26 protein-coding genes are annotated in these 26,541 nt (G+C 67.3%); 15 read left to right on the forward strand and 11 right to left on the reverse strand.

Going from position 1 to position 26,541, the window contains the following annotated elements:
- Positions 1-62: 62 nt before the first annotated feature.
- Entirely contained in the window at positions 63-1,367 is a 1,305-nt protein-coding gene (locus AC4AMJ_RS16340) for a helix-turn-helix domain-containing protein (protein ID WP_489900084.1), read from the forward strand.
- Here AC4AMJ_RS16340 and rsmI read toward each other — a convergent pair.
- On the reverse strand, positions 1,270-2,166 hold the full coding sequence (rsmI, locus tag AC4AMJ_RS16345; RefSeq protein WP_489900083.1) for a 16S rRNA (cytidine(1402)-2'-O)-methyltransferase: 897 nt from the start codon (positions 2,164-2,166) through the stop codon (positions 1,270-1,272). The two genes, AC4AMJ_RS16340 and rsmI, sit on opposite strands and share 98 nt — an antisense overlap.
- Positions 2,167-2,252: 86 nt before the next feature.
- Here rsmI and AC4AMJ_RS16350 point away from each other — a divergent pair, with 86 nt between their 5' ends.
- Positions 2,253-3,809 carry a dolichyl-phosphate-mannose--protein mannosyltransferase gene (locus AC4AMJ_RS16350; RefSeq protein ID WP_489918446.1) on the forward strand — a complete coding sequence of 519 codons (1,557 nt, stop codon included), beginning with the start codon at positions 2,253-2,255 and terminating at the stop codon, positions 3,807-3,809.
- A 498-nt stretch (positions 3,810-4,307) separates the two neighbouring features.
- Entirely contained in the window at positions 4,308-5,699 is a 1,392-nt protein-coding gene (locus AC4AMJ_RS16355) for an IS1380 family transposase (RefSeq protein ID WP_489895676.1), read from the forward strand.
- A 353-nt stretch (positions 5,700-6,052) separates the two neighbouring features.
- On the opposite strand, the gene AC4AMJ_RS16360 is transcribed toward AC4AMJ_RS16355, so the two are convergent.
- From AC4AMJ_RS16360 to AC4AMJ_RS16385, 6 genes are all read right to left on the reverse strand, one after another.
- A complete protein-coding gene (locus AC4AMJ_RS16360) occupies positions 6,053-6,430 on the reverse strand; it encodes a GntR family transcriptional regulator (RefSeq protein ID WP_489913331.1) in 378 nt (125 codons plus the stop codon).
- A 14-nt stretch (positions 6,431-6,444) separates the two neighbouring features.
- Positions 6,445-7,671, reverse strand: a complete 1,227-nt coding sequence (locus AC4AMJ_RS16365) for an arginine deiminase (RefSeq protein WP_489900081.1) — start codon at positions 7,669-7,671, stop codon at positions 6,445-6,447.
- Positions 7,672-7,718: 47 nt separating this feature from the next.
- Positions 7,719-8,942: an MFS transporter gene (locus tag AC4AMJ_RS16370; protein WP_489913333.1), complete on the reverse strand. Its 1,224-nt coding sequence runs from the start codon at positions 8,940-8,942 to the stop codon at positions 7,719-7,721.
- Between the two features lie 10 nt (positions 8,943-8,952).
- Complete coding sequence (locus AC4AMJ_RS16375; RefSeq protein ID WP_489900079.1) at positions 8,953-9,912, reverse strand: patatin-like phospholipase family protein; 960 nt, start codon at positions 9,910-9,912, stop codon at positions 8,953-8,955.
- A gap of 54 nt (positions 9,913-9,966) precedes the next feature.
- The gene (gene soxR, locus AC4AMJ_RS16380; RefSeq protein ID WP_489900078.1) at positions 9,967-10,413 is read right to left on the reverse strand and encodes a redox-sensitive transcriptional activator SoxR; all 447 of its coding nucleotides are present in this window, start codon (positions 10,411-10,413) and stop codon (positions 9,967-9,969) included.
- Positions 10,414-10,474: 61 nt separating this feature from the next.
- Positions 10,475-11,332 carry a universal stress protein gene (locus AC4AMJ_RS16385; RefSeq protein WP_489913335.1) on the reverse strand — a complete coding sequence of 286 codons (858 nt, stop codon included), beginning with the start codon at positions 11,330-11,332 and terminating at the stop codon, positions 10,475-10,477.
- Positions 11,333-11,468: 136 nt separating this feature from the next.
- On the opposite strand from AC4AMJ_RS16385, the gene AC4AMJ_RS16390 reads away from it, so the two are divergent.
- A complete protein-coding gene (locus tag AC4AMJ_RS16390; protein ID WP_489913337.1) occupies positions 11,469-11,801 on the forward strand; it encodes a hypothetical protein in 333 nt (110 codons plus the stop codon).
- A 79-nt stretch (positions 11,802-11,880) separates the two neighbouring features.
- On the opposite strand, the gene AC4AMJ_RS16395 is transcribed toward AC4AMJ_RS16390, so the two are convergent.
- A complete protein-coding gene (locus AC4AMJ_RS16395; protein WP_489913339.1) occupies positions 11,881-13,677 on the reverse strand; it encodes a cation:proton antiporter in 1,797 nt (598 codons plus the stop codon).
- Positions 13,678-13,864: 187 nt separating this feature from the next.
- On the opposite strand from AC4AMJ_RS16395, the gene AC4AMJ_RS16400 reads away from it, so the two are divergent.
- The 5 genes from AC4AMJ_RS16400 (at position 13,865) to AC4AMJ_RS16420 (ending at position 18,958) form a co-directional block, all read left to right on the forward strand.
- Positions 13,865-14,881, forward strand: a complete 1,017-nt coding sequence (locus AC4AMJ_RS16400) for an AurF N-oxygenase family protein (RefSeq protein ID WP_489913341.1) — start codon at positions 13,865-13,867, stop codon at positions 14,879-14,881.
- A 35-nt stretch (positions 14,882-14,916) separates the two neighbouring features.
- The gene (locus AC4AMJ_RS16405) at positions 14,917-16,452 is read left to right on the forward strand and encodes a 4Fe-4S binding protein (RefSeq protein ID WP_489913343.1); all 1,536 of its coding nucleotides are present in this window, start codon (positions 14,917-14,919) and stop codon (positions 16,450-16,452) included.
- An 80-nt stretch (positions 16,453-16,532) separates the two neighbouring features.
- Positions 16,533-17,027, forward strand: coding sequence for a hypothetical protein (locus AC4AMJ_RS16410; protein WP_489900072.1), 495 nt, complete (start codon positions 16,533-16,535; stop codon positions 17,025-17,027).
- A 1-nt stretch (position 17,028) separates the two neighbouring features.
- Positions 17,029-17,967, forward strand: a complete 939-nt coding sequence (locus AC4AMJ_RS16415) for an EamA family transporter (RefSeq protein WP_489900071.1) — start codon at positions 17,029-17,031, stop codon at positions 17,965-17,967.
- 193 nt (positions 17,968-18,160) lie between these two features.
- Positions 18,161-18,958, forward strand: coding sequence for a maleylpyruvate isomerase family mycothiol-dependent enzyme (locus AC4AMJ_RS16420; RefSeq protein ID WP_489918447.1), 798 nt, complete (start codon positions 18,161-18,163; stop codon positions 18,956-18,958).
- On the opposite strand, the gene AC4AMJ_RS16425 is transcribed toward AC4AMJ_RS16420, so the two are convergent.
- A complete protein-coding gene (locus AC4AMJ_RS16425; protein WP_489913345.1) occupies positions 18,959-19,567 on the reverse strand; it encodes a helix-turn-helix domain-containing protein in 609 nt (202 codons plus the stop codon).
- A 19-nt stretch (positions 19,568-19,586) separates the two neighbouring features.
- On the opposite strand from AC4AMJ_RS16425, the gene AC4AMJ_RS16430 reads away from it, so the two are divergent.
- Both AC4AMJ_RS16430 and AC4AMJ_RS16435 read left to right on the forward strand, forming a co-directional pair.
- Entirely contained in the window at positions 19,587-20,318 is a 732-nt protein-coding gene (locus tag AC4AMJ_RS16430; RefSeq protein WP_489900069.1) for an AzlC family ABC transporter permease, read from the forward strand.
- The gene (locus AC4AMJ_RS16435) at positions 20,315-20,635 is read left to right on the forward strand and encodes an AzlD domain-containing protein (protein WP_489913348.1); all 321 of its coding nucleotides are present in this window, start codon (positions 20,315-20,317) and stop codon (positions 20,633-20,635) included. The genes AC4AMJ_RS16430 and AC4AMJ_RS16435 overlap by 4 nt, the downstream gene beginning before the upstream one ends.
- A 30-nt stretch (positions 20,636-20,665) precedes the next feature.
- On the opposite strand, the gene AC4AMJ_RS16440 is transcribed toward AC4AMJ_RS16435, so the two are convergent.
- Positions 20,666-22,057 carry a DEAD/DEAH box helicase gene (locus AC4AMJ_RS16440; RefSeq protein ID WP_489900067.1) on the reverse strand — a complete coding sequence of 464 codons (1,392 nt, stop codon included), beginning with the start codon at positions 22,055-22,057 and terminating at the stop codon, positions 20,666-20,668.
- 462 nt (positions 22,058-22,519) lie between these two features.
- Here AC4AMJ_RS16440 and AC4AMJ_RS16445 point away from each other — a divergent pair, with 462 nt between their 5' ends.
- Positions 22,520-23,017, forward strand: a complete 498-nt coding sequence (locus tag AC4AMJ_RS16445) for an FBP domain-containing protein (RefSeq protein ID WP_489900066.1) — start codon at positions 22,520-22,522, stop codon at positions 23,015-23,017.
- An 84-nt stretch (positions 23,018-23,101) separates the two neighbouring features.
- Positions 23,102-23,965 carry a metallophosphoesterase gene (locus tag AC4AMJ_RS16450; protein ID WP_489913350.1) on the forward strand — a complete coding sequence of 288 codons (864 nt, stop codon included), beginning with the start codon at positions 23,102-23,104 and terminating at the stop codon, positions 23,963-23,965.
- A 10-nt stretch (positions 23,966-23,975) separates the two neighbouring features.
- Here AC4AMJ_RS16450 and AC4AMJ_RS16455 read toward each other — a convergent pair whose 3' ends face one another.
- Complete coding sequence (locus AC4AMJ_RS16455) at positions 23,976-24,881, reverse strand: LysR family transcriptional regulator (protein ID WP_489913352.1); 906 nt, start codon at positions 24,879-24,881, stop codon at positions 23,976-23,978.
- Positions 24,882-24,980: 99 nt separating this feature from the next.
- On the opposite strand from AC4AMJ_RS16455, the gene AC4AMJ_RS16460 reads away from it, so the two are divergent.
- Positions 24,981-25,187 (forward strand): hypothetical protein, encoded by a 207-nt coding sequence (locus AC4AMJ_RS16460; protein ID WP_489900063.1) that lies wholly within the window; start codon positions 24,981-24,983, stop codon positions 25,185-25,187.
- A gap of 144 nt (positions 25,188-25,331) precedes the next feature.
- Positions 25,332-26,537, forward strand: a complete 1,206-nt coding sequence (locus AC4AMJ_RS16465) for an arylsulfotransferase family protein (protein ID WP_489900062.1) — start codon at positions 25,332-25,334, stop codon at positions 26,535-26,537.
- Positions 26,538-26,541: the final 4 nt, after the last annotated feature.

A 26,541-nucleotide genomic window follows, 5' to 3' on the forward strand; every position in this document is an offset into this window, starting at 1 on the left:
TCATCACGCCCGGAAGCCGCGGCCACGCGGGCATGTCAGACCTCGTGCGGTAACATCGGAGAATGCGACGATCCATACTTCCAAGTACGGAAGGTACGGGTTCGGTCCGCGGTCGGGGTGATGAAAACGCATGCGAGATCACTGCCGAGCTGGCGGTACCGGCCGCACGTGCCGAGGTCGTCGAGTCGTGGCAACGGTCGCTCGACGCCGGGGTGCGGCCGGACAAGCACACGCCGATCCATCTCACATCCGATGAGTTCGCCGACCGCCGGTCCAACAACCCATTGGGCGATGGCGCCAAGCGGTTGCAGCGGGTCTTCCTCGAGTCGACCGATGACTCCGAACTGATGATGGGCATCTTCGACGCCGACGGGGTCCTGTTGTGGCGCGGCGGGACCCAACGCTGGCTCGAGGCCGCCGACTCGGTCGAACTGATCGAGGGCAGCCGTTGGGACGAAGGGTCCACGGCAACCACTGCGGTCAGCCTGGTGATGACCGACGACCGGGCCGCTCGCGTTGTCGGGTCCGAACACTTCAGCCACGCCCTGCACTCGCTGTACTGCGCGGCCGCACCGATCCACGATTCCCGCACCGGCGCGATGATCGGCATCGTCGGACTCGCCGGTCCTGCCGAAGCCATCCAGCCGTCGTCGACAGCATTCGCGGTGAGCATGGCCGGGCTGGGGGAACACGAGATCGCCGCGGCCCACATGCGTTCCCTCGCCGACCTACGACGCAATGCCGGCGCCCGCCTCACCGGCATACGCGGGCCTGCACTGCTGGTGGATCGTGACGGGTGGGTGGCCGACAGTCGAGGATGCACCGCACCGGCTGCAGTGGCCGCACCTGTCGACGGCGCCCATCAGTTCGTGCCGGGCATCGGCAGCTGCGTCACCGAACGGGTCGGTTCCGGATGGCTGCTCCGGCGCGTCGGACCAGCCCATCCCATCGTCGCCGAACTCGATCTCCGCGGGGAGCCGTCGCTGACCGTCGTCGGCGACGGCGACGAGTGGCGGACCGTGCTGACCCGACGACACGCGCAGATACTCCTGCTCCTGGCCGAGGCGTCCGAATCGGGTCTCACGTCCGCACGCCTGAGCCGCCTGATCTTCGGTGACGCAGGCCATGTCGTGACCGTCAGGGCCGAGATGTCCCGCCTCCGACGCAGCGTCGGCGCCCTGCTCACCAGCAGGCCCTACCGGCTGGCGCCGGGGGTGACCCTGCACATCGCCGCCGAAGGGTCCGGCGAGGGCACCGAAGCGGCGGTCGCTAGCCTTGCTGCTCCTGACGTCGCGCAAGCACCGCTTGATACACATCACGGCGGGAAGCACCGCCGTCCTGCGTCACCTGTGCACACGCCTCTTTGAGGCGCATCCCGTCGGCGACGAGCTGCTCCACCTCGTCGACCAGGTCTGCGGCGTCGCGCTGCTGCGCGACGTGACCCGCCAGCACCACGGTGATCTCCCCCCGGACTCCCTCGGCGGCCCACTCGGCGAGCTCGGCGAGTGGGCCGCGTCGTACCTCTTCGTAGGTTTTGGTCAGTTCGCGGCAGACGACGGCGCGGCGGGTCGGTCCGAGCACCTCGACCGCATCGGTCAACGTGTCGGCGAGCCGATGCGGTGATTCGAAGAACACGATGGTCCGTGGCTGATCGACCAGGCCGGCCAGCCACTCTCGGCGAGCGCCGCTCCGTCTCGGGGCGAAGCCGTCGAAACAAAAGCGCTCCGAGGGCAACGCCGACACCGCGAGTGCCGTGGTCACCGCCGACGGGCCCGGCAGACACGTCACCCGCAGATCGGACTCGGCACACGCCGCGACCAGTTTGTAGCCGGGATCGCTGACCGACGGCATCCCGGCGTCGGTGATCAGCAACACCGTGGCGCCACCGGCGATCGCATCGATCAGGCCCGGGGTGCGCGCCGCCTCCACCTGGTCGTAGTAGCTGAGCAACTTGCCGCCGATCACCACCTCGAGCGCCGCGGCGAGGTTGCGGGCACGCCGGGTGTCCTCCGCAGCGACGATGTCCGCGGAGGCCAGTGCGGCGCGTAGCCGCGGCGATGCGTCGTCGACCTGACCCATCGGGGTGGCGGCGAGGATCAGGAGGCCCTCGGCGTCGGTGTCCGCATGGTCCGGCGTCATCGCGAGATCCTGTTCTGCTGAGTTCATCATCAGTCAGCTTACGAGCGGCCGTTACGATCGGACGCGTGACCGACACCGCCCTCCTCGACCGAGCGATACGCGAGGACCGTGGTCTGGATGCGACAGTGGATCGCGGGCGCACCGAAGATCTGGGCACGAGCCCGGCACCGGAAATCCCCGCACCGTTGTTCGGGGCCCCGGATCGCCTGCGGGGATTCGTGGTCGGCCTGGTGATCACGGTGGTCGCCGCCGTGACCCGGTTCTGGGGACTGGGGCATCCCACCGACCAGGGCACGCCCGTGTTCGACGAGAAGCACTACGTACCGCAGGCCTGGCAGGTCCTGACCGGTGGCAACTGGATCGAGGACAACCCGGCATATGGCCTGGTCGTCCATCCGCCGGTCGGAAAATGGGTGATCGCCGCGGGCGAGGCGGTGTTCGGCTACGGCCCGGTCGGCTGGCGGATCACGCCGGCGATCGCGGGCGTCGCCATCGTCGTGATGATCTACTGCACGGTGCGACGGATGACCCGGTCGACGCTCGTCGGTGGGATCGCCGGCGTGTTCGCGATCTGCGACGGGGTGCTGTTCGTCCAGTCGCGCATGGGCATGCTCGACATCATCCAAGCAGTCTTCGTGGTGGCGACGTTCGCCGCCGTCATCGCCGATCGGGACCAGGTCCGGGCACGTCTGCACCGCGTCTATGTGGAGGGACGGATCGGCGACACGCCGTTCGGTCCCCGACTCGGCTTCCGGTGGTATCGCTTCACCGCGGGTGTCATGCTCGGGCTGGCGTGCGGTACCAAATGGTCGGGCATCTACTTCGTGTTGTTCTTCGTCGTACTCGCACTGGGCTTCGATGTCGCGGCCCGCAAGGCATATCACGTGCAGCGACCGTGGATGGGAGTGCTGCGGCGCGACCTCGTGCCGTCCGGGATGAGCCTGGCGGTGATGCCGGTGGCGATCTACCTCGCCACATTCATCCCGTGGTTCAACAGCGAGACCGCCGTGTACCGCTATGAGGTCGGCAACCAGATCGGTGTCGACGGACCCTTCTCCTGGGTACCCGGCGCGTGGCGTTCACTCTGGTTCTACGAGGCCGGCATCCTGCAGTTCCATGCCGGTCTGACCAATTCCGCCGGCTACCACCATCCGTGGGAATCCAAACCGTGGACGTGGCCGATGAGTCTGCGGCCCATGCTCTATGCGATCGAGAACGGTCCGGATCAGTGTGGTGCCGGTGAATGTGTCCGCGCCCAGATGCTGATCGGATCACCGGCGATGTGGTGGCTCGCGCTGCCCATGGTGGCGTGGGGACTGTGGTCCTGGCTGGTGCGGCGCGACTGGCGCTACGCCGCGGTGACCACCGCCTATCTCGCCGGGCTGCTCCCCTGGTTCGCCGACCTCGACCGCCAGATGTACTTCTTCTACGCGACCGTGATGGCACCGTTCCTCGCGATGGGCCTGGCGCTGTGTTGTGGTGACCTGCTCCGCTTCGCCGGCCGAACCGCAACCCGACGACCCGAGCGACGGACGCTGGCCATCCTCGTCGTGGCGATCTACATCGGACTCGTGGTGGCGAACTTCATCTGGCTGTGGCCCATCCTGACGGGAAGTCCGATCTCGCCCGCGGAGTGGCATCAACAGATCTGGCTGCCGAGCTGGGGGTGACGCGCCGCAGAGGTGACGGGTTCACGGAATCTCACGGCCTGATCCCTAGGAGCGAGCGTCTCCTCCGATCCCTGAGGAGCGAGGTTGCGAGCCGACCACCCGATCCCTGAGGAGCGAGGTTGCGAGCCGACCACCCGATCCCTGAGGAGCGAGCTTGCGAGCCGACCACCCGATCCCTGAGGAGCGAGCTTGCGAGCCGACCACCCGATCCCTGAGGAGCGAGCTTGCGAGCCGACCACCCGATCCCTGAGGAGCGAGCTTGCGAGCGTCACGAAGGGGCACGAGGGCCGGCCCTTCGTGACGGCCCTCCGCTGGCGCTCCGGGCCTCCTCAGGGACCGGGGGGGCGACGGCCTCCGCCGGCGCTGCGGGCCTCCTCAGCCTGGATCCACCGATGTTGTGGGTTGTTGGGGGTGTTGGTGAGACGAAATGCCCTGTCGGAGTGAGAGGATGGGACTTGTCGAAGGTCTGTCCAGTCACTCAGAAAGGGCATCTCGTAGATGCAATTGTGTCATACCGCGCCGGTGCGGTCGGTGAGGTTCGATGACCCGAATTTGCTGGCGGCGGCCGGGGTGGTGCCGGTGATGGCGTTGGCGCATCGCTGCGGGCTCGATGAGCTGGTGGATCAGTTCGTGCAGCTGCCCACCGATAAAGGTGCGCACGCGGGGGCCAAGGTGGCCTCGCTGATCGCCGGGATGGTCATGGGTGCTGACAGTATCGATGACATGGCGGTGCTGCGCCATGGTGCGATGGGCTCGGTGTTCGACCACCCGTATGCGCCCTCGACGTTGGGCTCGTTCCTGCGGGCCTTCACCTTCGGTCATGTGCGCCAGCTCGATGCCGTGGCCTGCCGGCTGCTGGCCGGGTTGTGTGAGACGACCCCGGCCGGTGGTAGCGGCGAGGAGCCGACGATGCTCGACCTCGACGACACCGTGGTGCAGGTCCATGGCTATCAGAAACAGGGCGCCGGGATCGGCTACAACGGCACCCGTGGTCTCAACGCGCTGCTGGCCACGGTGAGCGCCACCGACGCCGCACCGCTGATCGTGGCGCAACGATTACGTGCAGGTCCGGCAGGCTCGGCGCGCGGGGCGGGCAGTCTGCTGACCGAAGCGCTGCACACCGCCGCAGCCTGCGATCACCGCCGGATCCTGGTGCGTGCCGATTCGGCGTTCTACAGTCGCAAAGTCATCGCCGCAGCGCGGCGTGCCGGCGCCCACGTCTCGATCACCGCGCGCATGAACCCCGACGTCAAACGCGCCATCACCCAGATCGACGAGCGCGACTGGACCCCGATCCACTACCCGCGGGCGGTGACCGACCCCGATACCGGCGAGCTGATCTCGGATGCCGAAGTCGCTGAGATCGCGTTCACCGCCTTCGCGTCCGACCCGGCATCCGCGCAGGTGCCCGGACGACTGATCGTGCGCCGCACCCGCGCACTGCGACCCTCGGCCACGCCGGTCGAGCAACAATCCCTGTTTGAGCTGTGGCGTTTCCACGCCTTCTTCACCACCACCCCCAGCGAGGATGCCGACACCGTCACCGCCGACAAGATCCACCGCCGCCACGCCATCATCGAACAAGTCCACGCCGATCTGAAAGCCTCCGCACTGGCCCACATGCCCTCGGGGTGCTTCGCGGCCAACGCGGCCTGGCTGACGTGCGCGGTCATCGCGTTCAACCTCACCCGCGCGGCAGCCTCGATCGCCGGCCCACGCCTGGCCGCGGCCACCACACCCACCATTCGCCGGACCCTGATCCAGGTACCCGCCCGCACCGCCCGATCCGCGCGCACCCTGACCCTGCACCTGCCCGCCGACTGGCCCTGGCACAACGAATGGCAACGCCTGTTCGCAGCCACCCACCACCGACAACCCGCCGCAGCCTGACCTATCCACCCGCCACCCCGGCCCAACACGAGGACCCAGTGAAACAAGCCGAACTCAGAGATCGGCGAATACCCCCTACTCACCACACCTCAACGCGCACAACACAAGTCACGAAAACACAAAAGTCCACCCCACCCACCAATCGGTGGATTCAGGCTCAGGGACCGGGGGGCGACGGCGTCCGCCGGCGCTCCGACCTCCCGCAGGCGATGACGGGTCCACGGAAACTCACCACCCGATCCCTGAGGAGCGAGCTTGCAAGCTCACCACCCGATCCCTGAGGAGCGAGCTTGCAAGCTCACCACCCGATCCCTGAGGAGCGAGCTTGCGAGCGTCACGAAGGGCACAAACCGTCACTGCTCAGACGTGGCCTGCTTGACCAGCCGGACGATGGTGGCGTCGTCGATGCCCATCGTGCGGAGCGATTCCACGTGGGCGACGGTGGCCTGTTGCGCCTGATCGAGCGTCGCGTTGCGGCCGGATTTGATGAACGATCCGTGCCGCCCGCGGGTCTCGATGACTCCGGCGGCCTCCAGCTCCCGGTAGCTTCGCGCCACGGTGTTCGGCGCCAGATCGAGATCGGCGGCCAATTGCCGGACGGTCGGGATGCGCTGCCCCACCAGCAGCTCACCGCGGCCCACCAGATCGATGATCCCGATCCGTACCTGTTCGAACGGCGCGACACCGCCGTGGGCGTCGATGGTGAGCCGTGCCGCCATATCCACAGACATCGAAACCGCCGGCGTCAGAGCTCGTCCCGCGCCAAGGGACATGACATACACCGCGGCCCGCCCCGACCCGACCCGAGTTCGCGTCCCTCGATCTCGAGCACCTCGATGCCCGAATCCCGCAGGCGCTGGTTGGTCTCGACATTCCGGTTGTAGGACACGACGATTCCGGGCGCCAACGCCAGCGTGTTGTTCCCGTCGTCCCACTGTTCGCGTTCGGCCGTGATCGGATCGAGCCCGGTGTCGATGACCCGCAGTTTCTCGATCTCCATGGCATCCGCGGCGGCCTCCACGAACGGGCGGGCGCCCGTCACCGTGACGTTGCCGTCGACGGAGCGAAGGGTGAAGGCCGACATGGTCTCCGCGATGTTCGGGTACATGACCACCGCGTCGACGTCCACCATCGTGCACACGGTGTCGAGATGCATGAAGGCACGGGCCTGTTCGATCGGGACCGCCAGCACCGTGTGGGCCAACCCGTCATCGAAGAGGCTGCGCGCCAGAGCTTCCGCGCCGGCGGGTGTGGTCCGCTCCCCCACACCGACCGCGACGACACCGGGTGACAGGAGCAGCACGTCGCCGCCCTCCACCGGCGCCACCTGTGATTCATAGGCGCGCCGGGCGCCGGTGAAGCGCGGGTGGTGCGCATAGATCAGGTCGGTCAGCGACGTCTCGCGCACCCGGGCCGGCAAGGCGAGTGACGTGATGGCGAACCGGGGACCGATCCAGAACGAACTGTCCCGCGTGAACAGCAGATTCGGTAAGGGCTCGATGGCGAACTCAGGGCCGTGATGCATACGGCGGACCAGAGATGACGTGGCCGCCGCCGGGGTGAGAGGCAGTTCGTCGAACGTCATTCCGGCGGTGAGGACGTGTGAGAGTTCCGCCGCGGGCAGTCCACGCAGGTGACCGGCGAGATCGTCGGCGAGATGGGCGCCGAGTCGACGGGCGCTGACGGAGGCGGCGATGCCCTGGATGCGGGCCGCACCACTGTGTTCGATCGTCTCGGCGAGGAGATCGCCGAGGAGGTAGACGTCGACGCCGTTGGCACGCAAGACGTCGGCGAAGGCGTCATGCTCCTCCTGCGCCCGGGCCACCCACGGCAACCCGTCGAACAGAAGCTGGTCATTGTTGCGCGGAGTCAGTCGTCGCAACTCGTCGCCCGGGCGGTGCAGCATCACCGCACGCAATCTCCCGACCTCCGAGGTCGAACCCAGCAGGTAGTCCGCCGCAGCACTGCTCATGGATCAACGGTAGTTCGTCGGTGCCCATCGCACCGCTGTTGTGGCGACTATTCCTGCGTGTCGCGATCGACCTCGGTCAGGTGCGGGCCGCCACCGACCACGGCGGGAGCGGTTTCCGCGGCGACCAGCCACAACACGAAGGCGACGGCGGTGACGCCCCCGGTCAGGACGAAGGCCGGACCGAATCCCGCTCGGTCGGCCACGAAGCCGACCACGATCGGTCCACTGACGGCCCCGAGATCCGATGACATACCGTACGCAGCGAGGGCCGAACCGCCCTGTTGGCGGTTGCCCAGGACATCGGCGAGCGCGGCCTGATGAGTCGGCGCGAACAATCCCGACCCGATGCCGGCGGCCAAGCACAGCAGCAGCGCCACCCAGAGTGCCGGCGCGAAGCCGAGAGCTGCCGTGGCCACCGCGGCGACCGCGAGTCCGGGCAACATCACCGGGCGCCGGCCGAAGGTGTCCGACAGCCGTCCCGCGACGACGATCGCGGTGACATTCCCGGCGGCGAAGACCGCCAGGGCGACACCGGCCATCGCGGGTCCCTCGTCGAGTCCGTCGGTGATGAACAACGGGACCACCGCCACCCGGACACCCATCGATGCCCAGCCCTGCACGAAGTTGGACGACAGGATCGCGCGGTAGGTCTTGTCCCGCAGCGCGGTCCGGAACCCGATGACCCCGGTCTGCGGTTTGCTCGTGGCATCGGGCCGCCCACCCTGATCCCGCAGTTGGGTGGCCACCACGATCGCCGCGATCACCAATGCGATCGCATAGACCACGAACGGCATCCGCAGCCCGAAACCGACCAGTGCACTGCCGATCAGCGGGCCGGTGATGTTGCCGATCAGAAAGCCGGCCGAGAAGTACCCGGAGACCCGGCCACGGATCTCCCCCGGAGACATGCGGATCAGCAACGCCATCGCCGACACGCTGAACATCGTGGAGCCGACGCCGCCCGCGCCCCGGAACAGCAACAACTGCCAATACCCTTGGGCGAACGCGCATGCGAACGTGCTCAGGGCCACGATGAGCAACCCGATGAGGTAGATCCGACGTTCACCGAACACTGTGACCAGGCGTCCCGTGGTGGGGGCGAACAGCAATCGCATGACCGCGAACGCCGACACCACCGCCGACGCCGCGGTGAAGCTCACGTTGAAGCTACGGGCGAAGGCCGGCAGCGCGGGCGCGATCAGTCCGTATCCGAGTGCGATGACCACGTTGGCGGCCAACAACACCCAGATCCCGCGGGGAATCTGTTTCACGTCCGGGCCCTCATCCGCCCAGCTCGGGCAATTGGTCAAGCGCGTCGGCGGTCAACGATCGGCCCAGCTCGATCATCTCGGGAGCCTTGTGGAAATCCAGGGTGCGCACCGATTTCCGCGGTACGCGGATGAGGATGTCGGGCGGATATCCGGCCACCTGATAGCGGGTCAGCGTCTCCTGCATGATGTCCAGCGACCGGCTCAGCACCTCGATCCGACCCATCCGGTTGGGATCCGGACGTGCGTCGGAGTCATCCGGGGCGGACGCATCGGGAACGCTGGTGTCATTGGTGGCCGCGTCGAGCCCGAAGCGGTCGCGCACCGACCGGACGAAATCGGAGTCGAGGAAGGGCGCCACGTTGCGTCGCAGCAACCCTTTGGTCTTCGGCTCGCGCGACGCGCCCTCGTCCGGCCCACCGTCGGAGCCGAGAACCACGCCGATCGTCACATCGCTGCTGACCGACGCGGTCGGCGCGACCGGCAACGGATCGAGAATCCCCCCATCGCCGAGCAGACGTCCCTCGTATTCGTGGGGGCTGATCACGCCGGGGATGGCGATCGAGGCCCGTATCGCATCGACCACACTGCCGCGCTGGAACCACACCGCGCGTCCGGCATTGAGATCGGTGGCCACCGCGGTGAACGGCGTCGACAGTTCCTCGATGCGCATGTCGCCGAGGATCTCGCGCACCCGCGTGAGGACACGTTCGGCTCCGATGACCCCCGGCTTGGACAGGGACACGTCCATCAACCGCACGACGTCGAGCTGGGAGAGCCCGGTGATCCAGTCGACGTAGTCGTCGAGTCGACCGGCGCAGTGCAGGCCGCCGACCAACGCACCCATCGAGGAGCCGGCGACCGTGACGACTTCGAAGCCTCGACCCTCGAGTTCGGCGATGACGCCGATGTGCGCGTAGCCGCGTGCCCCGCCGCTGCCGAGGGCGAGCGCAACACGGGTCGTTCGGGCCATGAGCCGAGCCTATCGACTGCGCCGACTGCTGCGTCCACCACCGCCCGTCCGGGATCAGTCCCGCATCAACCTGCGTGGACCCGGACCGAGCTTGTTCATCTCGTCGCCCGGGTTCAACAGATGACACTCGCCCAGCGAGAGGCAGCCGCAGCCGACGCACGAGCCGATCATGTCGCGCATGTTCTCCAACAGCGCGATCCGGTCGTTGATGTCATCGATCCAGCGCTTGGACGCCGCCTCCCACATCGACTTCGGCGGGGATTCGTGGTCGCCGAGCTCGGAGAGGACGTCGGCGATCACCGCGAGCGGGATGCCCGCCGCCTGCGATGCCCGGATGAATGCCACACGGCGCAGCATCGCCCGGTGATAGCGACGTTGGTTGCCGGATGTGCGACGGCTGAAGATGAGCCCCTGGTCTTCGTAGAATCGCACCGCCGACGACGCGATGCCCGCACGTTGCGCCAACTCGCCCACCGACAGTTCGAGCTTCTTGAGGGACATGCGCCCAATGCTAGGCGACTTCAAGTGAACTTGAAGTCGCCTGGCATCGGGCGTCGATACCTCAGCTCCGGATCACCATCACGGGACAGTCGGCCTGATGGATGATCTTCTGGCTCGTCGAACCGAGCAGCAGGCCTTTGAAGCCGCCGCGGCCACGGCTCCCGACGACGATGACCTGGGCGTCGTCGGCCGCGTCGAGCACCGCCTTGGCCGGCTCCTCCGGAATCACGACACGTTCGACGACGACGTCGGGATAGTCGGCGCTGTAGCCCGACAACCGTTCGGCCACCGCCTCCACCGCCTCCCCCGACATTCGGGTGACCTCTTCTGGTTCGATGCCATACCCGTGCAGGGCGTCGACGTCCAACGGGGTCCACGTGTGCACCGCCAAGAGCTTCGTGTTGCGCAACGCCGCCTGTCGGAAGGCCTCGGCCACCGCAGCATCGCTGACCGGCGAATCGTCGACACCGACCACCACCGGGCCGTCACCACCCGGCCCGGCGACAACCACCACGCGACCGTGGAAATGAGCCGCCACGGTGACGCTCACCGATCCGAGGAAAAGCCCCTTGATCGAGCCCAGACCGCGAGTGCCGAGCACGATGGTGCCGGCGTCCTTGCCGAGATCGAGCAGAGCCCGCGCCGCATCGCCCTCGGCGGTCGAGGTGTGCACCGTGACCTCAGGCGCGGTCTGTTTGGCGAGTTCGGCCGCAGCATGCACCGCATCGGTCGCATCCTGGCGGATCGCGTCCACCACGTCCTGCGGGATGATCAGACCCGGCGCATAGTTGCTGGTACTGATGTCGTAGACACCGACGAGTTTGAGGTCGACGCCTTCGATCGAGGCGGCGTTGGCCGCCCATCGCACGGCGGCATCCGACGCATCAGACCCATCAACTCCGACGAGAATCGCACTCATGGTAGTTCTCATCTCCTCACTTCGGTCACGGTCAAGACCTTCATCTTCCATCCTGCCCCCTGGGCTGCGTGGCGGCAATGAGCAAAAGGTCCCGGTCACAGCAGATTTCGCACGGGGTAAGGTGGAGCCGAGGTGAATGACCATCAACCAGGACCAGAACCCGAACGAGGGTGCCCAACCACCATCCACGGGCGACGAGATGCGCCAAGCGGTCGTACACGGTGTCGTGACAATCGGTTTCGCGTTCGCCGCCCTCCTGATCGCATTGGCCTCCGACGACGGCGTCCGCAAGGCGCTGATCATCGTCGCGCCGCTCATCGTGTTGGCCGGCGGACTCGCCGCCCTCTGGCGCACCTATCGCAACTGGCGTGCGGGTGGACGCTGGCAGGTCTGGCAGGGCGCGTCGTGGTTTCTCCTCGCGCTGTTCATCGTCTTCCTGTTCAGCACCGGGCCGATCCTGGTGGAATGACCCCGCACGACGTGTCGGTCGGCGCGTGAGCGGCGGAAACAGATTGTTCGCGTGCAGATCTCGGCCCGACCTGATCCGATCAGTCGTCGAGCCGCATCTCGAGGCTGAGCTCCTCGGCGTCGAGTTGCTGGAGTTCCTTGGTCAGCAGATGCGAATGGTAGGTCCCCTCATCGCGCATTCGCAGCAACGTCTCACGCTGCGCGGCGATCATCGCTCGACGGGTCTCCTCGAAAGCCGAGCGGTACGCCAGATTGGCACCCACGACGTCGTCCTGCGACTCGGCCTCCAGGCGTTCCATCCGATCTCGAATCCACGGATTCCTCTTGGCGACGTCGGATTCGGCGAGCACCTCCTGCGCTGTCTGCGCCAGCTCCGACCGCAACCGGTCATGCTCGGCGGCCCGGTCATCGGTGACGTCCTGCAGGCGGAGCATGCGGATCAACCATCCGAGCGTGCCGCCCTGCAGGATCAGCGATGACGCGGCCACGACGAATGCGATCAGCACGAGCAGTGCGCGAGCCGGAGTGTCTGCCGGAAGGGTCTGCGCGGCGGCGAGAGTGACGACACCACGGAGTCCGGCCCAGACGATGATGGTCCCTTCCTTGGGTCCCATCGGCGTCGAGGTGAAGTAGTCGATGTCGGCGATCCGGCGAGTGATCCTGGTTCGATAGTGTTCGACCGCAGCAGGATTGGCAGCGAAGGCAGCCGTGGAGATCTGGCCGGTGTCGGGCATCTGACGGCGCTTGCCGCCGGGCCGTGGGGTCAGCCGTAGGCGTCGTGGCGGCCGGCCCACCGGCGGCGCCGGCTGATCGGGGATCTTCCTGGCCTTCTCGCTGATCCTCGAGTCGATCTTCTCGAAGTAGGGACGCAGTTGGGTACCCCGTCGGGCGATCCGATCGAGCCACCAGATCAGTGGGGTCATGTAGACCACCCGAACGAGCAGGGTGAGACCGAGTCCCGCCAGCCCGATCCAGACCGCCGTGGTGATGCCGCCGTGCTCCTCCCGAACATCGACGAGCAGCCCCCAGAGCTCGAGCCCCATCAGCAGGAACACGCCACCTTCGGCGAGGAATTCGACGGTTCGCCAGTTCTGACTGTCCGACAGCCGGTGCCTCGGTGACAGGTAACGCACCGCTCCGGCCCCGGTGATGAGGCCGGCGGTCACCGCGGCGACGAGCCCGGAGGCTCCCAGTTCCTCGGCGGGCAGATACGCCAGGTAGGGCACCGTGAAGGAGATCGCGGTGTTGACAGTGGCGTCACCCACGCGCCGACGGACCCACAGGTTGCAGTACCCGACGACGGCGCCGATGACGACCGCGGCGACGACGGCCCACACGAAGCTCAGCGCGACGTGCCCGAACGAGAAGCCGGCCGCCGTCGCCGCGACGGCGGAGCGCAGCAGCACGAGAGCCGTAGCGTCGTTGAGCATGCTCTCGCCCTCGAGAATCGCGGTGACCCGACTCGGAACGCCCAATCTCTTCGCGATCGACGTCGCGACGGCGTCGGTCGGTGACACGATCGCGCCCAACGCGATCCCGGTCGCGATGTCGATGCCGGGCAGCACCCAGGCGAAGAAGACACCCAGCAGGACGGAGCTGATCAGCACCAGCACCACGGACAGTGCGCTGATGGCGGTGAAATCCCGGCGGAAGTCCATCGTGGGCATCGAGACGGCGGCCGAGTAGAGCAACGGTGGCAGCACCCCGACGAGAATCCATTCGGGGTCGACGTCCACAGCCGGCACGAAGGGCAGCACGCCGACGATCGCGCCGGTCACCACCAGCAGCAACGGCGGCGCGATACGGATTCGGGGCCCCACGACATGAGCTGCGGCGATCCCGAGGACCGCGATGATCGCGAGCAGGATTTTGTCCATGCGGACCATCCTGACGCACCCGTGCAGCGCCGGTCACGGCATGCTGCGCCATCAGGGATTGTGACATTGAGTGTTGACAGATAAAGGTTACCCGAACTACGGTCACACATATCGACCGATCCGCCGGCACGACTCGCCCCGCGGTTCGCACGGAGGATCCGGACTACGAGAAGGACCAGCCGCCACCATGACCAGCACACTGCACAACGCCGGACAGACCTACGTCCCCGAGCGCGACAAGCCCGACACCGACGACAACTACACCCAGGTCCTCGATGACCTGTCGTCGGCGTCGGTGCACCGCAACTTCGATCCGTACATCGACATCGACTGGGATGATCCCGCGATGGCGATCGTCCCCGACGACCCACGCTGGGTGCTGTCCAAGGAGGTCGATCCGGTCGGCCGTCACCCCTGGTACCAGCAGTTGCCGCTCGACAAACAAATCGAGATCGGTATGTGGCGTCAGGCGAACGTGGCCAAGGTGGGCCTGCAGTTCGAGTCGATCCTGATCCGCGGACTGATGCAGTACAGCTTCAAGCTCCCCAACGGCGCCAAGGAGTTCCGCTACACGACGCACGAATCCAAGGAGGAGTGCAATCACACCCTGATGTTTCAGGAGTTCGTGAACCGCACCGGGATGAACGTGCCGGGCGCCAAGATCGGCTACCGGCTGATCTCGCCTCTGGTGCCGCTGGCGTCGACCATCTTCCCCACCGTCTTCTTCTTCGGAGTGCTCGGCGGCGAGGAACCGATCGATCACATCCAGAAGGACTTCCTGCGCACGCGCGCCACCCTGCACCCGACGATGGCCGCGGTGATGCAGCTGCACGTCGCCGAGGAGGCCCGTCACATCTCCTTCGCGCATCATCTTCTGCGGGAAACCGTCCCGCGCAAGGGCCGCATCCAACGCTTCCTGCTCTCGCTCATGTTCCCTCTCACCATGCGCATCCTGTGTGGCGCGATCGTCGTGCCGCCGAAGAGCTTCCAGAAGCGTTTCGATGTGCCCGACGAGGTCATGCGCGACATCTTCTGGCGGTCGGCGGAGTCGAAGAAGTTCCTGCGCAACGTGTTCGGCGACGTACGGATGCTCGGTGAGCAGTGTGGCCTGATGAATCCGGTGTCACGCCTGCTGTGGAAGATTCTCGGTATCGGCGGCCGTCCGTCACGCTTCCGCAGCGAACCGACCTACACCGCGGCCTGATCCGCGCTCGCCCACCTCTCACATCGGATCCGACCATGCCCCATGTCGTCACGCAGGCGTGCTGCGGCGACGCCTCGTGCGTCTACGCGTGCCCGGTCAACTGCATCCATCCCACGCCCGACGAGCCCGGTTTCGGCACGTCGGAGATGCTCTACATCGACCCGTCGACGTGCGTCGACTGCGGCGCGTGCGTCAGCGCCTGCCCCGTCGGCGCCATCGTCCCGGGACACCGACTGACCGATCAGCAGGCGCGCTTCACCGACATCAATGCCGCACAGTTCGTTTCGGCCGAGGACACCGCGGCGCGCTTTCCGGTCGATCCCGCCCGACGTCTACCGCTGGCGCCCCTGGACAAACCGCGACGCCTCGCTGTGGACGAGCCGCTCTCGGTCGGCATCGTCGGATCCGGACCGTCGGCGATGTACGCGGCCGACGAACTCCTGCGCCACCCGCGGGTGACGGTGACCATCTACGAACGTCTGCGCCGACCGTTCGGTCTCGCCCGCTACGGGGTCGCCCCCGATCACCTCGCCACCCGCTCGGTGATGCGGCTGTTCGACGACATCGCCCGTAATCCCAGGTGCGACATCCGGTTGGGTGTCACCGTCGGGCGCGACGTCGCCCTCGAGGATCTGCGGGACCGTCACCAGGCGCTGATCTGGGCCGGCGGTGCGCCCACCGACCGACCACTGGCGATCGAGAACGCCACCGCACCGGGCGTCCTGAGTGCGACGTCGTTGGTCGGTTGGTACAACGACCACCCCGACCACGATGATCTCGAGGTCGATCTCGAGACCTCGCGAGCCGTCGTGATCGGCAACGGCAACGTGGCTCTCGACGTCGCGCGCATTCTGACATCCGACCCGGATTCGCTGGCGGATACGACGATCTCGCGCCACGCTCTGCGTGAGCTGCGACGTTCCCAGCTCGAGGAGGTCATGGTGTTGGGTCGCCGCGGACCGGCGCACGCCGCGTTCACCCTGCCCGAGCTGGTCGGTCTGGTCGACGGCGGTGCGAACGTCGTCGTCGATCCCGAGGACCTCGCGCACGCCCCCGCGCACGTCGAGGACCCCACCGTCCGCGCCAAGCTCGACCTGCTGACCGAGGTCGCGGCTCGGCCCGCGCAGGGCGGTCGGCGGATTCGTCTCGCGTTTCACCGCTCGCCGTCGGCGATCGGCGTCGACGACACCGGTCACACCGATCGGCTCGTGGTGCACCGGACCGAGGTCGACGCGGCCGGCGCGATCCAGCAGACCCCCGACACCGAGATCATCGAGACATCACTGGTCCTGACCTCGATCGGATACCGCGGCCTCGCTGTGCCGGGCCTACCGTTCGACGATCAGCGCGGGGTCATCCCCCACGACGCCGGGCGTGTCCTCGACGACGGCACTCCCGTACAAGGTGTCTACGTGACCGGCTGGATCAAACGCGGACCGTCGGGATTCATCGGCACCAACAAGACCGACTCGGCCGAGACGGTCGCATCACTGCTCGCCGATTTCGAGGCCGGCGGGCTGTCGCGACCGGACCGGTCACCTCGTCGTCGGCTTCTCGACCTGCGGGGCTGACCATCGTGAGGGTGGCCGGACAGACCACCAACCTTCGCCAGGTGAGTGCCTGGGCGGGCAGGACGCCGTAGATTTGGCGCATGGGCTCCGGGTACGAACGCACCACCGTGTCCACCGACATCGACGACTTGCCGGCGGACATGCGCCGATCGCTCGACACCCACGCGCGCACGCATCAGCTGGCCCTCGACGACGCGTTGCCCGCGTGGCTCACCCGCAGCGTCAACCCGCCGTCGACAACGTTGCTGGGCAGGCTCTTTCATCGTCGGGCCAATCCGACCGATCCCGACTCCGAGCATCAGACCGCGGTCATCGTGCACCCGCGATACCTACTCGTGGTCATCTCCGGGGCCGAGCGGGGTGTGAGTGTGCTCGCCGCGCCACTGGCGACGGCGTCGGTTTCGCCCGGCGTGGCACTCACCGGCGCGAGCGCCGAGGAGCCGGGGTTCACGGTGTCCGGGTTTCCCGGCGCGGGTGGTCCCGGCAGCTTCTACGTGGGCCTGGGTCCCGAACCCGCTGCACGGCAGTGCTACGAGTCCGTGCGGGCGGCGGTGGCAGCGGCAAAGCAGCCCTGAGGTGGCGAGCGGCGCCGATCGGACATCGACCGGACTGGTCCTCGCCCTCGGCTCGTCGGCCGCATTCGCATTGTCGGGGGTGCTGGCGCGGGCGATGATCGACTCCGGATGGTCGGCGGGTGCGACCGTGACGGTCCGCATCGCGATCGGCGCGGCCGTGCTGCTGGTGCCCGGACTGCTCGCCGCCCGCGGTCGGTGGGCGGCGCTGCGCGAGGCGTGGCCGATTGTGCTCGCCTACGGTGCACTGGCGGTGGCGACGTGCCAACTCGCGTACTTCTATGCCGTCACCTATCTTCAGGTCGGCGTGGCCCTGCTCATCGAATACACCGCACCGGTCGCCGTCATCGGCTGGATGTGGGCCCGACACCGACAACGCCCCGGCCTGGGCACCGTGATCGGCGCGGTGGTGGCGATCACCGGGTTGGGTCTGGTTCTCGATCTCGGCGGCGGCGCCGACATCAGTGGTGTCGGAGTGGCGTGGGCACTGACGGCGATGGTGGGTGCGGCCACGTACTTCGTCATCTCTGCCGATGACCGGGTGGCCGTGCCGCCACTGACGCTGGCCGCCGGCGGCCTGCTGATCGGGGCTGCGGGTCTGGCAGCGGCGGGGGTGCTCGGCGTCCTGCCCATGCAGGCCGGGACGACCGATGTGCTGCTGTCGCGCATCCGCATGCCGTGGTGGCTGCCCCTGATCCTGCTCGGCGTGGTGACCGCCGCCCTCGCCTACTCGCTCGGCATCGCGGCCGGCCGACGGCTGGGCTCGCGGGTGATGTCGTTCGTCGGCCTGTCCGAGGTGCTGTTCGCGGTCCTGTTCGCCTGGGTGGCACTGGGTGAACTGCCCTCGTCCGTCCAGCTCGCCGGTGGTGTCCTGATCATCCTCGGTGTGCTCCTCGTGCATGCCGGCGAGGCGTCCACACGACGCGAGGAGACGGTGATGTGAGAACCCCGCACGTCGCGAACCTGGGACGGATGTCCCACTGCGCGACAGCAAGAAAAGGCGGAAATCCCGCCATTCACAATTGAATACAGGACGTCACATCTCGCAACAGTTGCGTCACGATCGCCCTCGCAGGCAGTGTGACGAGGGTTATCCTGAGGCCCTCGTCTTCTGGGGGTGGCCACGAGTGAGGACCATGTTCTCGCGGTTCGACTACATCGACGCCGCACGCGAATCCGGCGCACGGTTCGCCGGGTTGGTGCGCACCGTCGACGACCCCGAGACCCGGTTGCGACACACGCCCGGATGGACGGTCACCGACTGCCTGGGCCACGTCGCCTGCGCACCGTCGCGCTATCTCGACCTCACGCGCGGCGAGGGATCCGTGACCCGGCACGCGACCGACATCCCCGACTTCAACGCCAAACAGATCGCCAATCTGAGCACCCGCGCCGTCGCTCCGCTGACCGACCGGCTCCTCGACGACCTCGACGACCTCCTCGACACCGTCTCGCATTTCGGGGCCAGGGTTCCGGTGATGGAGTTCGACGCCGACTCACGTATCCGCTCCGATGCGGCACTCGGCATCCTGCTCGGGGAGTTCGTCGTCCACGGGCACGACATCGCGAGTGTCATCGGCACGCCCTGGCAGATCGATCCGCACCTGGCGCCGCTCATCGCCCGCGGACGACACCAGGTCCTGACCGGTTGGGTCGATGGATCGGCTTGCGCCGGACACACTGCGACCTACGACATCCGATTGCGCGGATGTACCGAACGGTTTGTGTACGAATTCACTGACGGATGCCTCGTGATCGATCCTGCCGACCCGCGGCCACCCGACGTGCACATCAGCGTCGACCCGGTCGTCGCTCTGTTGGTGGCCTACGGCCGGATGTCGCCGACGTGGGCCGCCCTGACCGGGCGCGCATTCGCCTGGGGGCCGAAACCGTGGCTGGCTGCGGGACTGTCCCGGCGGTTCGTGCCGGCCTGATCAGGTCGATTCGCTGATCATCACCGCAACGGTGCCCGGTTCGATCGCGGCGAAGGCATGCTCGATGTCGCCCGCGTACGACACATAGTCTCCCGGGCCGAGTTCCACCTCGGCGCCGGTCGGACCCACCATGGCGCGCCCGGCGCTGAGGACCACGAGCTCGACGACTCCCCGCGCGTGCGGGGCCGAGATGCGGGGCTGACCGGGTTCGGCCCGGATCAGGTACATATCCCGTCGCGTGCCGGGCCGCGCAGTGGACAACAGGGTGGCCGAATAGTCGGCGTCGGCAGCCGGGATCACCGGCCCGTCACCGAAGCGGATGACCTCCACGGGCCGGGCAGGCGCGTCGAGCAATGCCGAGAACTGCACGCCGAGCGCGGTGGACAATGCCCACAGCGTCTCCACGCTCGGATTCCCCTCACCCGACTCCAATTGCGAGAGAGTCGATTTCCCAACACCCGCACGGCGGGCGAGCTCCCCGATCGACAATCCGGCCCGTAACCGTTCGCGCTTGAGCGATGCGGCTACGAGCTCCTTCGGATTGACCGCGGCCGCCGCGCTGGCGTTCGATTCGTTGAACGATCGTCCTTCTTGACGAACATCACCCATAGTGTCCATCATAGTGGCCATGCGTTCGTTTTGGAGAACACTGGAATCGTCGACGGTCCGCGCCGTCGTGGTGATGAGTGCATCGATCCTGGTGATCGGAATGTCCTACGGAGTGGCTGCGCACACCGCGGGACTCGCATGGTGGCAGATCCTGCTGATCGCCACCGTCGTGCTCGCCGGATCGTCGGAATTCGTGTTCGTCGGCATCATTGCGGGCGGTGGCGCCCCGATCGTCGCCGCGCTCGCCGGACTGCTCGTGAACACACGAAACTTCGGTTACGGACTATCGGTGGGTCGGCATCTCGGGCGCGGACTGCCACTGGCCCTGGGCGCGCATCTGATCAACGACGAATCTGCCGCGATCGCGAGTGCCGAACCCGACTCTCGTCGGGCCAGGGCGGTGTTCTTCCTCTGCGGTGTCGGTGTACTGATCACCTGGCCGCTGGGTTCGGTGCTGGGTGCGGCGATCGGCGGCCTGGTCGCGAGCCCCGAGTCGCTCGGTCTCGACGCGGCGTTCCCGGCACTGCTCGCCGCGCTGGCACTGCCCGCGTTGCGTGAGGGGACCACTCTGGCCGCAGCCCTGGTCGGCGGTGGCATCGCGGTGGCGGCCGCGCCGTTCCTGCCCGCGGGAGTGCCGATCATGCTCGCTCTGATCGGCGTGCTCGTCGTCGAGGTCATCCGGCGCCGCCGTGCATCGGCGTCGGAGCGTCCGACCGCGGTCGAGGAACGGCAGCCCGAGGTGGCCCGGTGAGCGGGGCCGGATTGTTCACCGGCGTTGCCGTGCTGGCCGTCGGTACGTATCTGATCCGTCTGGCGGGGCCGGCCCTACGCAGCCGTTACGAGGTGGGTCCGGACATGGCGGCATTGATGGATCGTGCCGCGATCGTACTGCTGGTGGGTGTTGCGGCCACGGGGGCGTTGTTCGTCGGCCACGATTTCACGGGCTGGGCACGCCCGGCCGGAGTGGCCGCGGGTGTGATCGCCGCACTGTGCAAGGCGCCGCTGGTCGTCGTGGTCCTGCTGGCCGCCGCTGTGGCGGCCGGCCTGCGGGCGATCGGCGTGGCGTGAGCGCACGCCGACCGGACCGTCAGGAATGAATCAGGCGCCCGTACCCGCGGTGGCGCGGCGACGCTGCGGACGGCGGCGCGACGACGATCCGTCTCGCGACTGACCGGCCGCCGAGGTGTGCCCGGAACCGCGTCCGCCCTGCGAACGCGAGCCACGGCCACCGTTCGAGCCACGGCCGCCCTGTCCCCCACGGCCCTGGCCACCACGCTGAGCAGGTCGCGTATTGCGAGGCTGCTCGGTCCTCGGCGCAGGCGCGACGAACTCGGCGCGCGGACCGACAAGCGTGTCGACCTCAGGCGAGGTCGACGCCACGCGGGTCGGGGCAACCTTGATGTTGGCTCGACGCAGAAGTCCGGCGAGGTCCCGGCGCTGCTCCGGAAGGCACACGGTGACCACGTCGCCGCTGCTGCCCGCACGCGCGGTACGGCCCGAACGATGCAGGTACGCCTTGTGTTCGGCCGGCGGGTCGACGTGCACTACGAGCTGCACGTCATCGACGTGGACACCACGGGCCGCGACATCGGTCGCGACGAGCACCTTCACGTCGTCGCCACCGAACGCCTTGAGGTTCCGGTCCCGCTGCGCCTGGCTGAGATTGCCGTGCAGGTCGACGGCGGGGATGCCCTCATCGGTGAGTTTCTTGGCCAACTTCTTGGCCTGATGCTTGGTGCGCATGAAGAGAATGCGGCGTCCCTGGCCCGATGCCAGCTCGCGGACGAGGGCGTTCTTGTCACCGGGCGAGACCTCGAAGACATGGTGGGTCATCTCGACGGGTGCCGTGGTCTCCTTGGTGGAGTGCACCGTCGGGTTGTCGAGGAAGCGCTTGGCAACCTTGTCGACGCCGTTGTCGAGTGTCGCGGTGAAGAGCATCCGCTGCCCGTCACGCGGGGTGGCCGCCAGAATGCGCGTGACACCCGGGAGGAAGCCGAGATCGGCCATGTGGTCGGCCTCGTCGAGCACGGTGATCTCGACGTCGTCGAGGCGCACGATGCGTTGCTGCATCAGGTCCTCGAGGCGTCCGGGGCAGGCGACGACGATGTCGACGCCACGGCGGAAGGCATCTTCCTGCCGCTTCTGGCTGACGCCGCCGAACACGGTGGTGACGGTGAGGTTCATCGCGCGGGCCAGCGGTGCGATGACCGCGGCGATCTGGGTCGCGAGTTCACGGGTCGGCGCCAGCACGAGGCCGGTGGGGGCGCCCGGCCGGCGGGTCACCTTGAGATCGGCGAGCCCCGCGACCAGCGGAAGCGCGAACGCAAGGGTCTTACCCGAGCCCGTCTTGCCCGAGCCGATGACATCGTCGCCGGCCAGAGTGTCCTTGAGGGTGTCCGCCTGGATGCGGAACGGTTCGGTCTTGCCTTCGGCGGCAAGAACGTCGACGAGTTCGGCGGGCACGCCGAGGGAAGCAAAGGTGAGGGACAAGGTCCGTGTCTTTCTGTAGTGGACACGCGGCAGCGGAAACGATCCGGCCCTGCAAGGTGTCGATGGCGAAGACGCATCTGTGCGTATTCGTTCGCCGTACGAAGTCAAAGAGCAGGCGCTGACTGGCCTGTCGAAGAAGCGTTCTACGACGCGTTGACGGCACCCTTCGGTGCATCAATTGAGTCCAACGCTACGCGATGGGCGGCGATGTGGCCAAACAGGGTGACGGAGATCATGCGATATCCGACTCGCCGCGAATCCGGTTGACGAGCACCGGGCCGCCTGGGCACGATGCCATGCGTGCATGCAGTCTTGCCGTTGCCCGCAGGGCGTGGGGAGGTTGTCGGCGTCGCGCACGCCGACAACTGACGACCCCGCCCCGACCGACACGAGTGTCGCAATCGCGACCGTGTCGGTCTTAGTCCTGCCCTGATCACGACGACGCAAGGTCATTGAACACTGATGCATTCCCTGTCTGAACCACAGATCCGTAAATCGTTCGTCAATGCGACGCTGCGCGAACGCAACTCACTCACACTACCCGCCGGATTCGACGAACTCCGTTGGGAGGAACTGGATTTCCTCGGCTGGCGCGATCCGAAGCTGCCACTGGTCGGCTACCTGATCGTGCCGGCCGAGGACGCACCCGTCGGGATCATGCTCCGCCTGGGCGGGCGTCAGCCGCGCAGGCGCCCGCAGTGCTCGTTCTGCGAGGACGTCCAACTCCCCAACGAGGTCGCGTTCTACAGCGCCAAACTGGCCGGGGCCGCCGGGCGCAACGGCGACACCGTGGGGACCCTCGTCTGCTCGAACTTCGAGTGTTGCGCCAATGTGCGGGTACGTCCGTCGGCGATCTTCGCCGGAGACGACCCGGAGGCGATCCGTGCGCTGCGCATCGAGTCGCTGCAGAACCGCGCCCAGGGATTCGCGGCGCGCGTGCTCGGCCGACGATCGGCCTGACCGACCACCCTGGCGATGGCGATCACACGATCGACGATCGCTATCGCCGGCGGGTCGGTCGACCGGTCGGATCAGACTGAGTGCATGACCGGCCCCACGTCCACCGTCATCCAACTCAGCGACACACACCTGACCGGCTCGGGTCCCGGGACTCGCCCCGGACTCGACCCCGCACTCAATCTGCGGAGGACGTTGGCGCACCTCGACGCCTTCGGACACCACGTCGATGCGATCGTGGTCTCCGGAGATATCGCCGACACAGGTGAGGTCGGCGCCTACCGCGAACTCCGCGTGATGCTGGAGCCGACCGCAGAGCGACTGGGCGCCGAGATCTGCTACGCGATGGGCAATCATGACGATCGCGCGGCGTTTCGTACCGGGCTGGGGCTGGGCCGCAACGGTGCCGTGGATCCCACCATCCCATATGACGCCGTGCACCAGATCGGCGGACTACGGGTGATCGTGCTCGACACCACCACGCCCGACAGACACGACGGCGCACTCAGCGACGTCCAATTGACCTGGCTCGACAAGCATCTCGCGCATGCGGCAGAAAGCGGAACGATGCTGGTGATGCACCACCCGCCGATACGGTCACCGATACCGACGGTCGACTTGTTGCGGCTGAGGAACCCCGGCGCTCTCGCGTCGGTGATCGCCGGCTCTGACGTGCGCATGATCGTGTGTGGTCATGCGCATTACACGGGGGCCTCGGTGATCGCGGGTATCCCGGTGTGGATCGGCCCGCCACTGTCGTATCGCACCGATCCGACGCCACCGACCGGGCGGCACCGCGCAAGGTTCGGATTCGGCTTGAGCCGGATCGACTTCTTCGGTGACCGTGCGGTGGCCACCGCCATCGATGTCGTCGATGTCGACGATGTATACGACGAGCCGCAATCCGTTGTGCTCGCGCGACTCCGGGAGCTGACCCCGAACCGCCCGTGACGGGGTCACGTCAACTCCCGTCGGTGGCGGTCGACACACAGTCACGGAACTTCCCGACTGCCGGATTGGTCGACCGGACCGACCAGGCCATGTAGAGATCAACGGTCGGGATCGGGTCGATGAGCTTGATGGCCACCGTTGCGGCTCCCGCGGTGCCCATGCCCTCCGCGATCGCGCGCGACCGAGATGCAAAGGCGACAAGCGGTTTAGCCGCCACCAACTGTCCGGTCCCACCGGGGTCATCGGCAGTCTGCGCACCCGAGAGCGATACACCCGCCTCGGCTGCCGACGACACAAGAGCGTCGTACATGGCCGGGCACTGGTCGCGCGCAGAGAGCAGACAGTGTTGGGAGCTGAGTTCGGCGCACCGCACCGTCCATCGCCCGGCCCAGGGATGGGAGCGGCCGACCACCACCACGATCGGCACCTTCGAGAGGATCCGCTGCGAACCGATGTGGCGTCCCACGGGCCGCCCATACACGAATGCCACGTCGAGCGATCCGTCGACGACGGCGGCGACCTGCGGGCCGCTACGCTTCTCCCACAGCGACACCACGATCTCGGGATGACGCCCATCGAGCAGGCGCAGGGCCGCGGGCAACACATGACGACCGGCCGGGAGGTTGTAACCGATCTTCAGCGAACCCGTCGTGCCGGCCGCCGTCGATCGCGTGGCCTCGATCGCCGTGTCCAGGTCGGTGAGGATCGTGCGCACCCGCTCGGCGAACTCGATGCCGGCGCCGGTCAACTCGACCCGATGGGAGTCACGGATCACCAAGGTCACCTCCAACGAACGCTCGAGCTTCTGCAGTTGGGCGCTGAGTGAGGGTTGGGTGATGTGCAGACGCGCCGCGGCCCTCCCGAAGTGTCTTTCCTCGGCGAGCGCGATGAACGATCTCAGATGTCGGAGTTCCATGTCCGCCCTTGCTACGGCTTGTCACATCGGTTATGACACGGCTCGCGACTGATCGGCATTGCCTCACGGTGAACACTTTGTGTCCGTACGATGTACGCCGTGGGCAGTGATATCGACGAGGTCGCCCGAGCCCAGGCGATGATCTTGATCGTCGAACTCGAGCGCGTCGCCGACGATCTGGTCGATCAGCTCGAGAAGCCCGGCGTCACGCACCACCATCTGGTGACCGCCCGGCGAGAACTCTACGAGGTTCGCGAACACGTCCGACGCCTGCAGCAGACGTACTCGATCGGCCACGGATCGTGATGTCGGACCGTCGGCCCCTGCGGCGAGCCGGTGACCGACGCTTCACCGAACACCGCGTCAGCCCGATTCGGCCCTGTTGAGGCCTGCCGGCGACTACGATCACGTCGACGACGCGTCCCTGCAGTGCCCGGTAGGGAGGACACGATGCGGAAGAAGACTCGGCTGCGTGGACGGATCATCGGAGCCGCGCTGCTGATGGCGGGGATTGTCGGGATCTCGACCGGCTTCACTCCGGTGGCGACCGCCGAGCCCACCCTGCCCTATGGCACGCCGTGGTACACCGCCTGGATCAACAAACCGAACAGCCACCCAGGTTATGTCTTCTACACCACCGGGATGGCGGTCGCGCTCCCGATCCCGATCGACACGTCCGCCTTGCCCCAGCTCCGACCGGCCGCCATCATCGCCGACAAGTCCGGACGCGAAGTGTGGCGCTACACCCCGCCGGACGGTCAGCAGATCGCCGACTTCCGCCCCCAGACCTACCGGGGCCGCAAGGTGCTCACCTGGTGGCAGGGCGGCGGACCATTGTCCAAGGGGATCGGCTTGGGCGTGCACTACATCGCCGACACCCGCGGCCGCATCATCAAGACGGTCAGGGCGGGCGCCGGAATGACGTCAGACCTCCATGAGTTCCGGCTCACACCCGACGGGCGCGCCCTGATCATCTCCTACGTGCCGGTCCGTGCCGACCTCACCGCGGTCGGCGGGCCACGCAACGGCACGGTGTACGACTGCGTCGCCTCGGTGGTCGACGTCGCGTCCGGGAAGGCACTGATGCACTGGTCAGCGCGCGCCCACATCCCGCTGACCGAATCGACGATGCCCCTCGGGACAGGCAGCACCGGCTACGACGCGTTTCACATGAACTCGGTCTCGCTCGATCCTTCCGGAGACCTGCTCATCTCGTTCCGGAATCTCGATGCCGTCTACGACGTCGACATCCACACGGGGGCGGTGAAATGGCGGCTGGGCGGCAAACACCCAACTCTCGCCATGGGTCCCGGGACCTCCATCGCCGGGCAGCATGACGCCGAGTTCACCGACGCCCACACGATCCGCGTGTTCGACAACAACGAGGCCGGCAACACCCAGCTCGGCAACTCGAGTATCAAGTGGATCAGGATCGATCCGGCACGACGCACAGCGCGCCTGGTCCGCGCCACAACACATCCGGTCGGTCTCGCGAGTTTGGCGATGGGCAACGCCCAGAGCTTGGCCAACGGCGGCGTCTTCGGCAGCTGGGGGTCGTCGCCGCACATCGCAGAGTTCTCCCCCTCGGGCGAACTCGTCTACGAGGCCACGCTGCCGATCGGGACGTACCGGGCGTTCCTGGGCGACTGGCCTTGACGGA

It is taken from the genome of Gordonia sp. LMA484, assembly GCF_058129505.1.

What these genes read in the sequence shown, in the direction of transcription:
- AC4AMJ_RS16390 (WP_489913337.1), top strand. Translation starts at nt 11,469, where the DNA reads ATGACCATCAACCAGGACCAGAACCCGAACGAGGGTGCCCAACCACCA.
- AC4AMJ_RS16405 (WP_489913343.1), top strand. Translation starts at nt 14,917, where the DNA reads ATGCCCCATGTCGTCACGCAGGCGTGCTGCGGCGACGCCTCGTGCGTC.
- AC4AMJ_RS16410 (WP_489900072.1), top strand. Translation starts at nt 16,533, where the DNA reads ATGGGCTCCGGGTACGAACGCACCACCGTGTCCACCGACATCGACGAC.
- AC4AMJ_RS16455 (WP_489913352.1), bottom strand. Translation starts at nt 24,881, where the DNA reads ATGGAACTCCGACATCTGAGATCGTTCATCGCGCTCGCCGAGGAAAGA.
- AC4AMJ_RS16360 (WP_489913331.1), bottom strand. Translation starts at nt 6,430, where the DNA reads ATGTCTGTGGATATGGCGGCACGGCTCACCATCGACGCCCACGGCGGT.
- AC4AMJ_RS16465 (WP_489900062.1), top strand. Translation starts at nt 25,332, where the DNA reads ATGCGGAAGAAGACTCGGCTGCGTGGACGGATCATCGGAGCCGCGCTG.
- AC4AMJ_RS16365 (WP_489900081.1), bottom strand. Translation starts at nt 7,671, where the DNA reads ATGAGCAGTGCTGCGGCGGACTACCTGCTGGGTTCGACCTCGGAGGTC.
- AC4AMJ_RS16375 (WP_489900079.1), bottom strand. Translation starts at nt 9,912, where the DNA reads ATGGCCCGAACGACCCGTGTTGCGCTCGCCCTCGGCAGCGGCGGGGCA.
- AC4AMJ_RS16400 (WP_489913341.1), top strand. Translation starts at nt 13,865, where the DNA reads ATGACCAGCACACTGCACAACGCCGGACAGACCTACGTCCCCGAGCGC.
- AC4AMJ_RS16425 (WP_489913345.1), bottom strand. Translation starts at nt 19,567, where the DNA reads ATGGGTGATGTTCGTCAAGAAGGACGATCGTTCAACGAATCGAACGCC.
- AC4AMJ_RS16420 (WP_489918447.1), top strand. Translation starts at nt 18,161, where the DNA reads ATGTTCTCGCGGTTCGACTACATCGACGCCGCACGCGAATCCGGCGCA.
- AC4AMJ_RS16395 (WP_489913339.1), bottom strand. Translation starts at nt 13,677, where the DNA reads ATGGACAAAATCCTGCTCGCGATCATCGCGGTCCTCGGGATCGCCGCA.
- AC4AMJ_RS16385 (WP_489913335.1), bottom strand. Translation starts at nt 11,332, where the DNA reads ATGAGTGCGATTCTCGTCGGAGTTGATGGGTCTGATGCGTCGGATGCC.
- AC4AMJ_RS16355 (WP_489895676.1), top strand. Translation starts at nt 4,308, where the DNA reads ATGCAATTGTGTCATACCGCGCCGGTGCGGTCGGTGAGGTTCGATGAC.
- rsmI (WP_489900083.1), bottom strand. Translation starts at nt 2,166, where the DNA reads ATGAACTCAGCAGAACAGGATCTCGCGATGACGCCGGACCATGCGGAC.
- AC4AMJ_RS16450 (WP_489913350.1), top strand. Translation starts at nt 23,102, where the DNA reads ATGACCGGCCCCACGTCCACCGTCATCCAACTCAGCGACACACACCTG.
- soxR (WP_489900078.1), bottom strand. Translation starts at nt 10,413, where the DNA reads ATGTCCCTCAAGAAGCTCGAACTGTCGGTGGGCGAGTTGGCGCAACGT.
- AC4AMJ_RS16340 (WP_489900084.1), top strand. Translation starts at nt 63, where the DNA reads ATGCGACGATCCATACTTCCAAGTACGGAAGGTACGGGTTCGGTCCGC.
- AC4AMJ_RS16445 (WP_489900066.1), top strand. Translation starts at nt 22,520, where the DNA reads ATGCATTCCCTGTCTGAACCACAGATCCGTAAATCGTTCGTCAATGCG.
- AC4AMJ_RS16430 (WP_489900069.1), top strand. Translation starts at nt 19,587, where the DNA reads ATGCGTTCGTTTTGGAGAACACTGGAATCGTCGACGGTCCGCGCCGTC.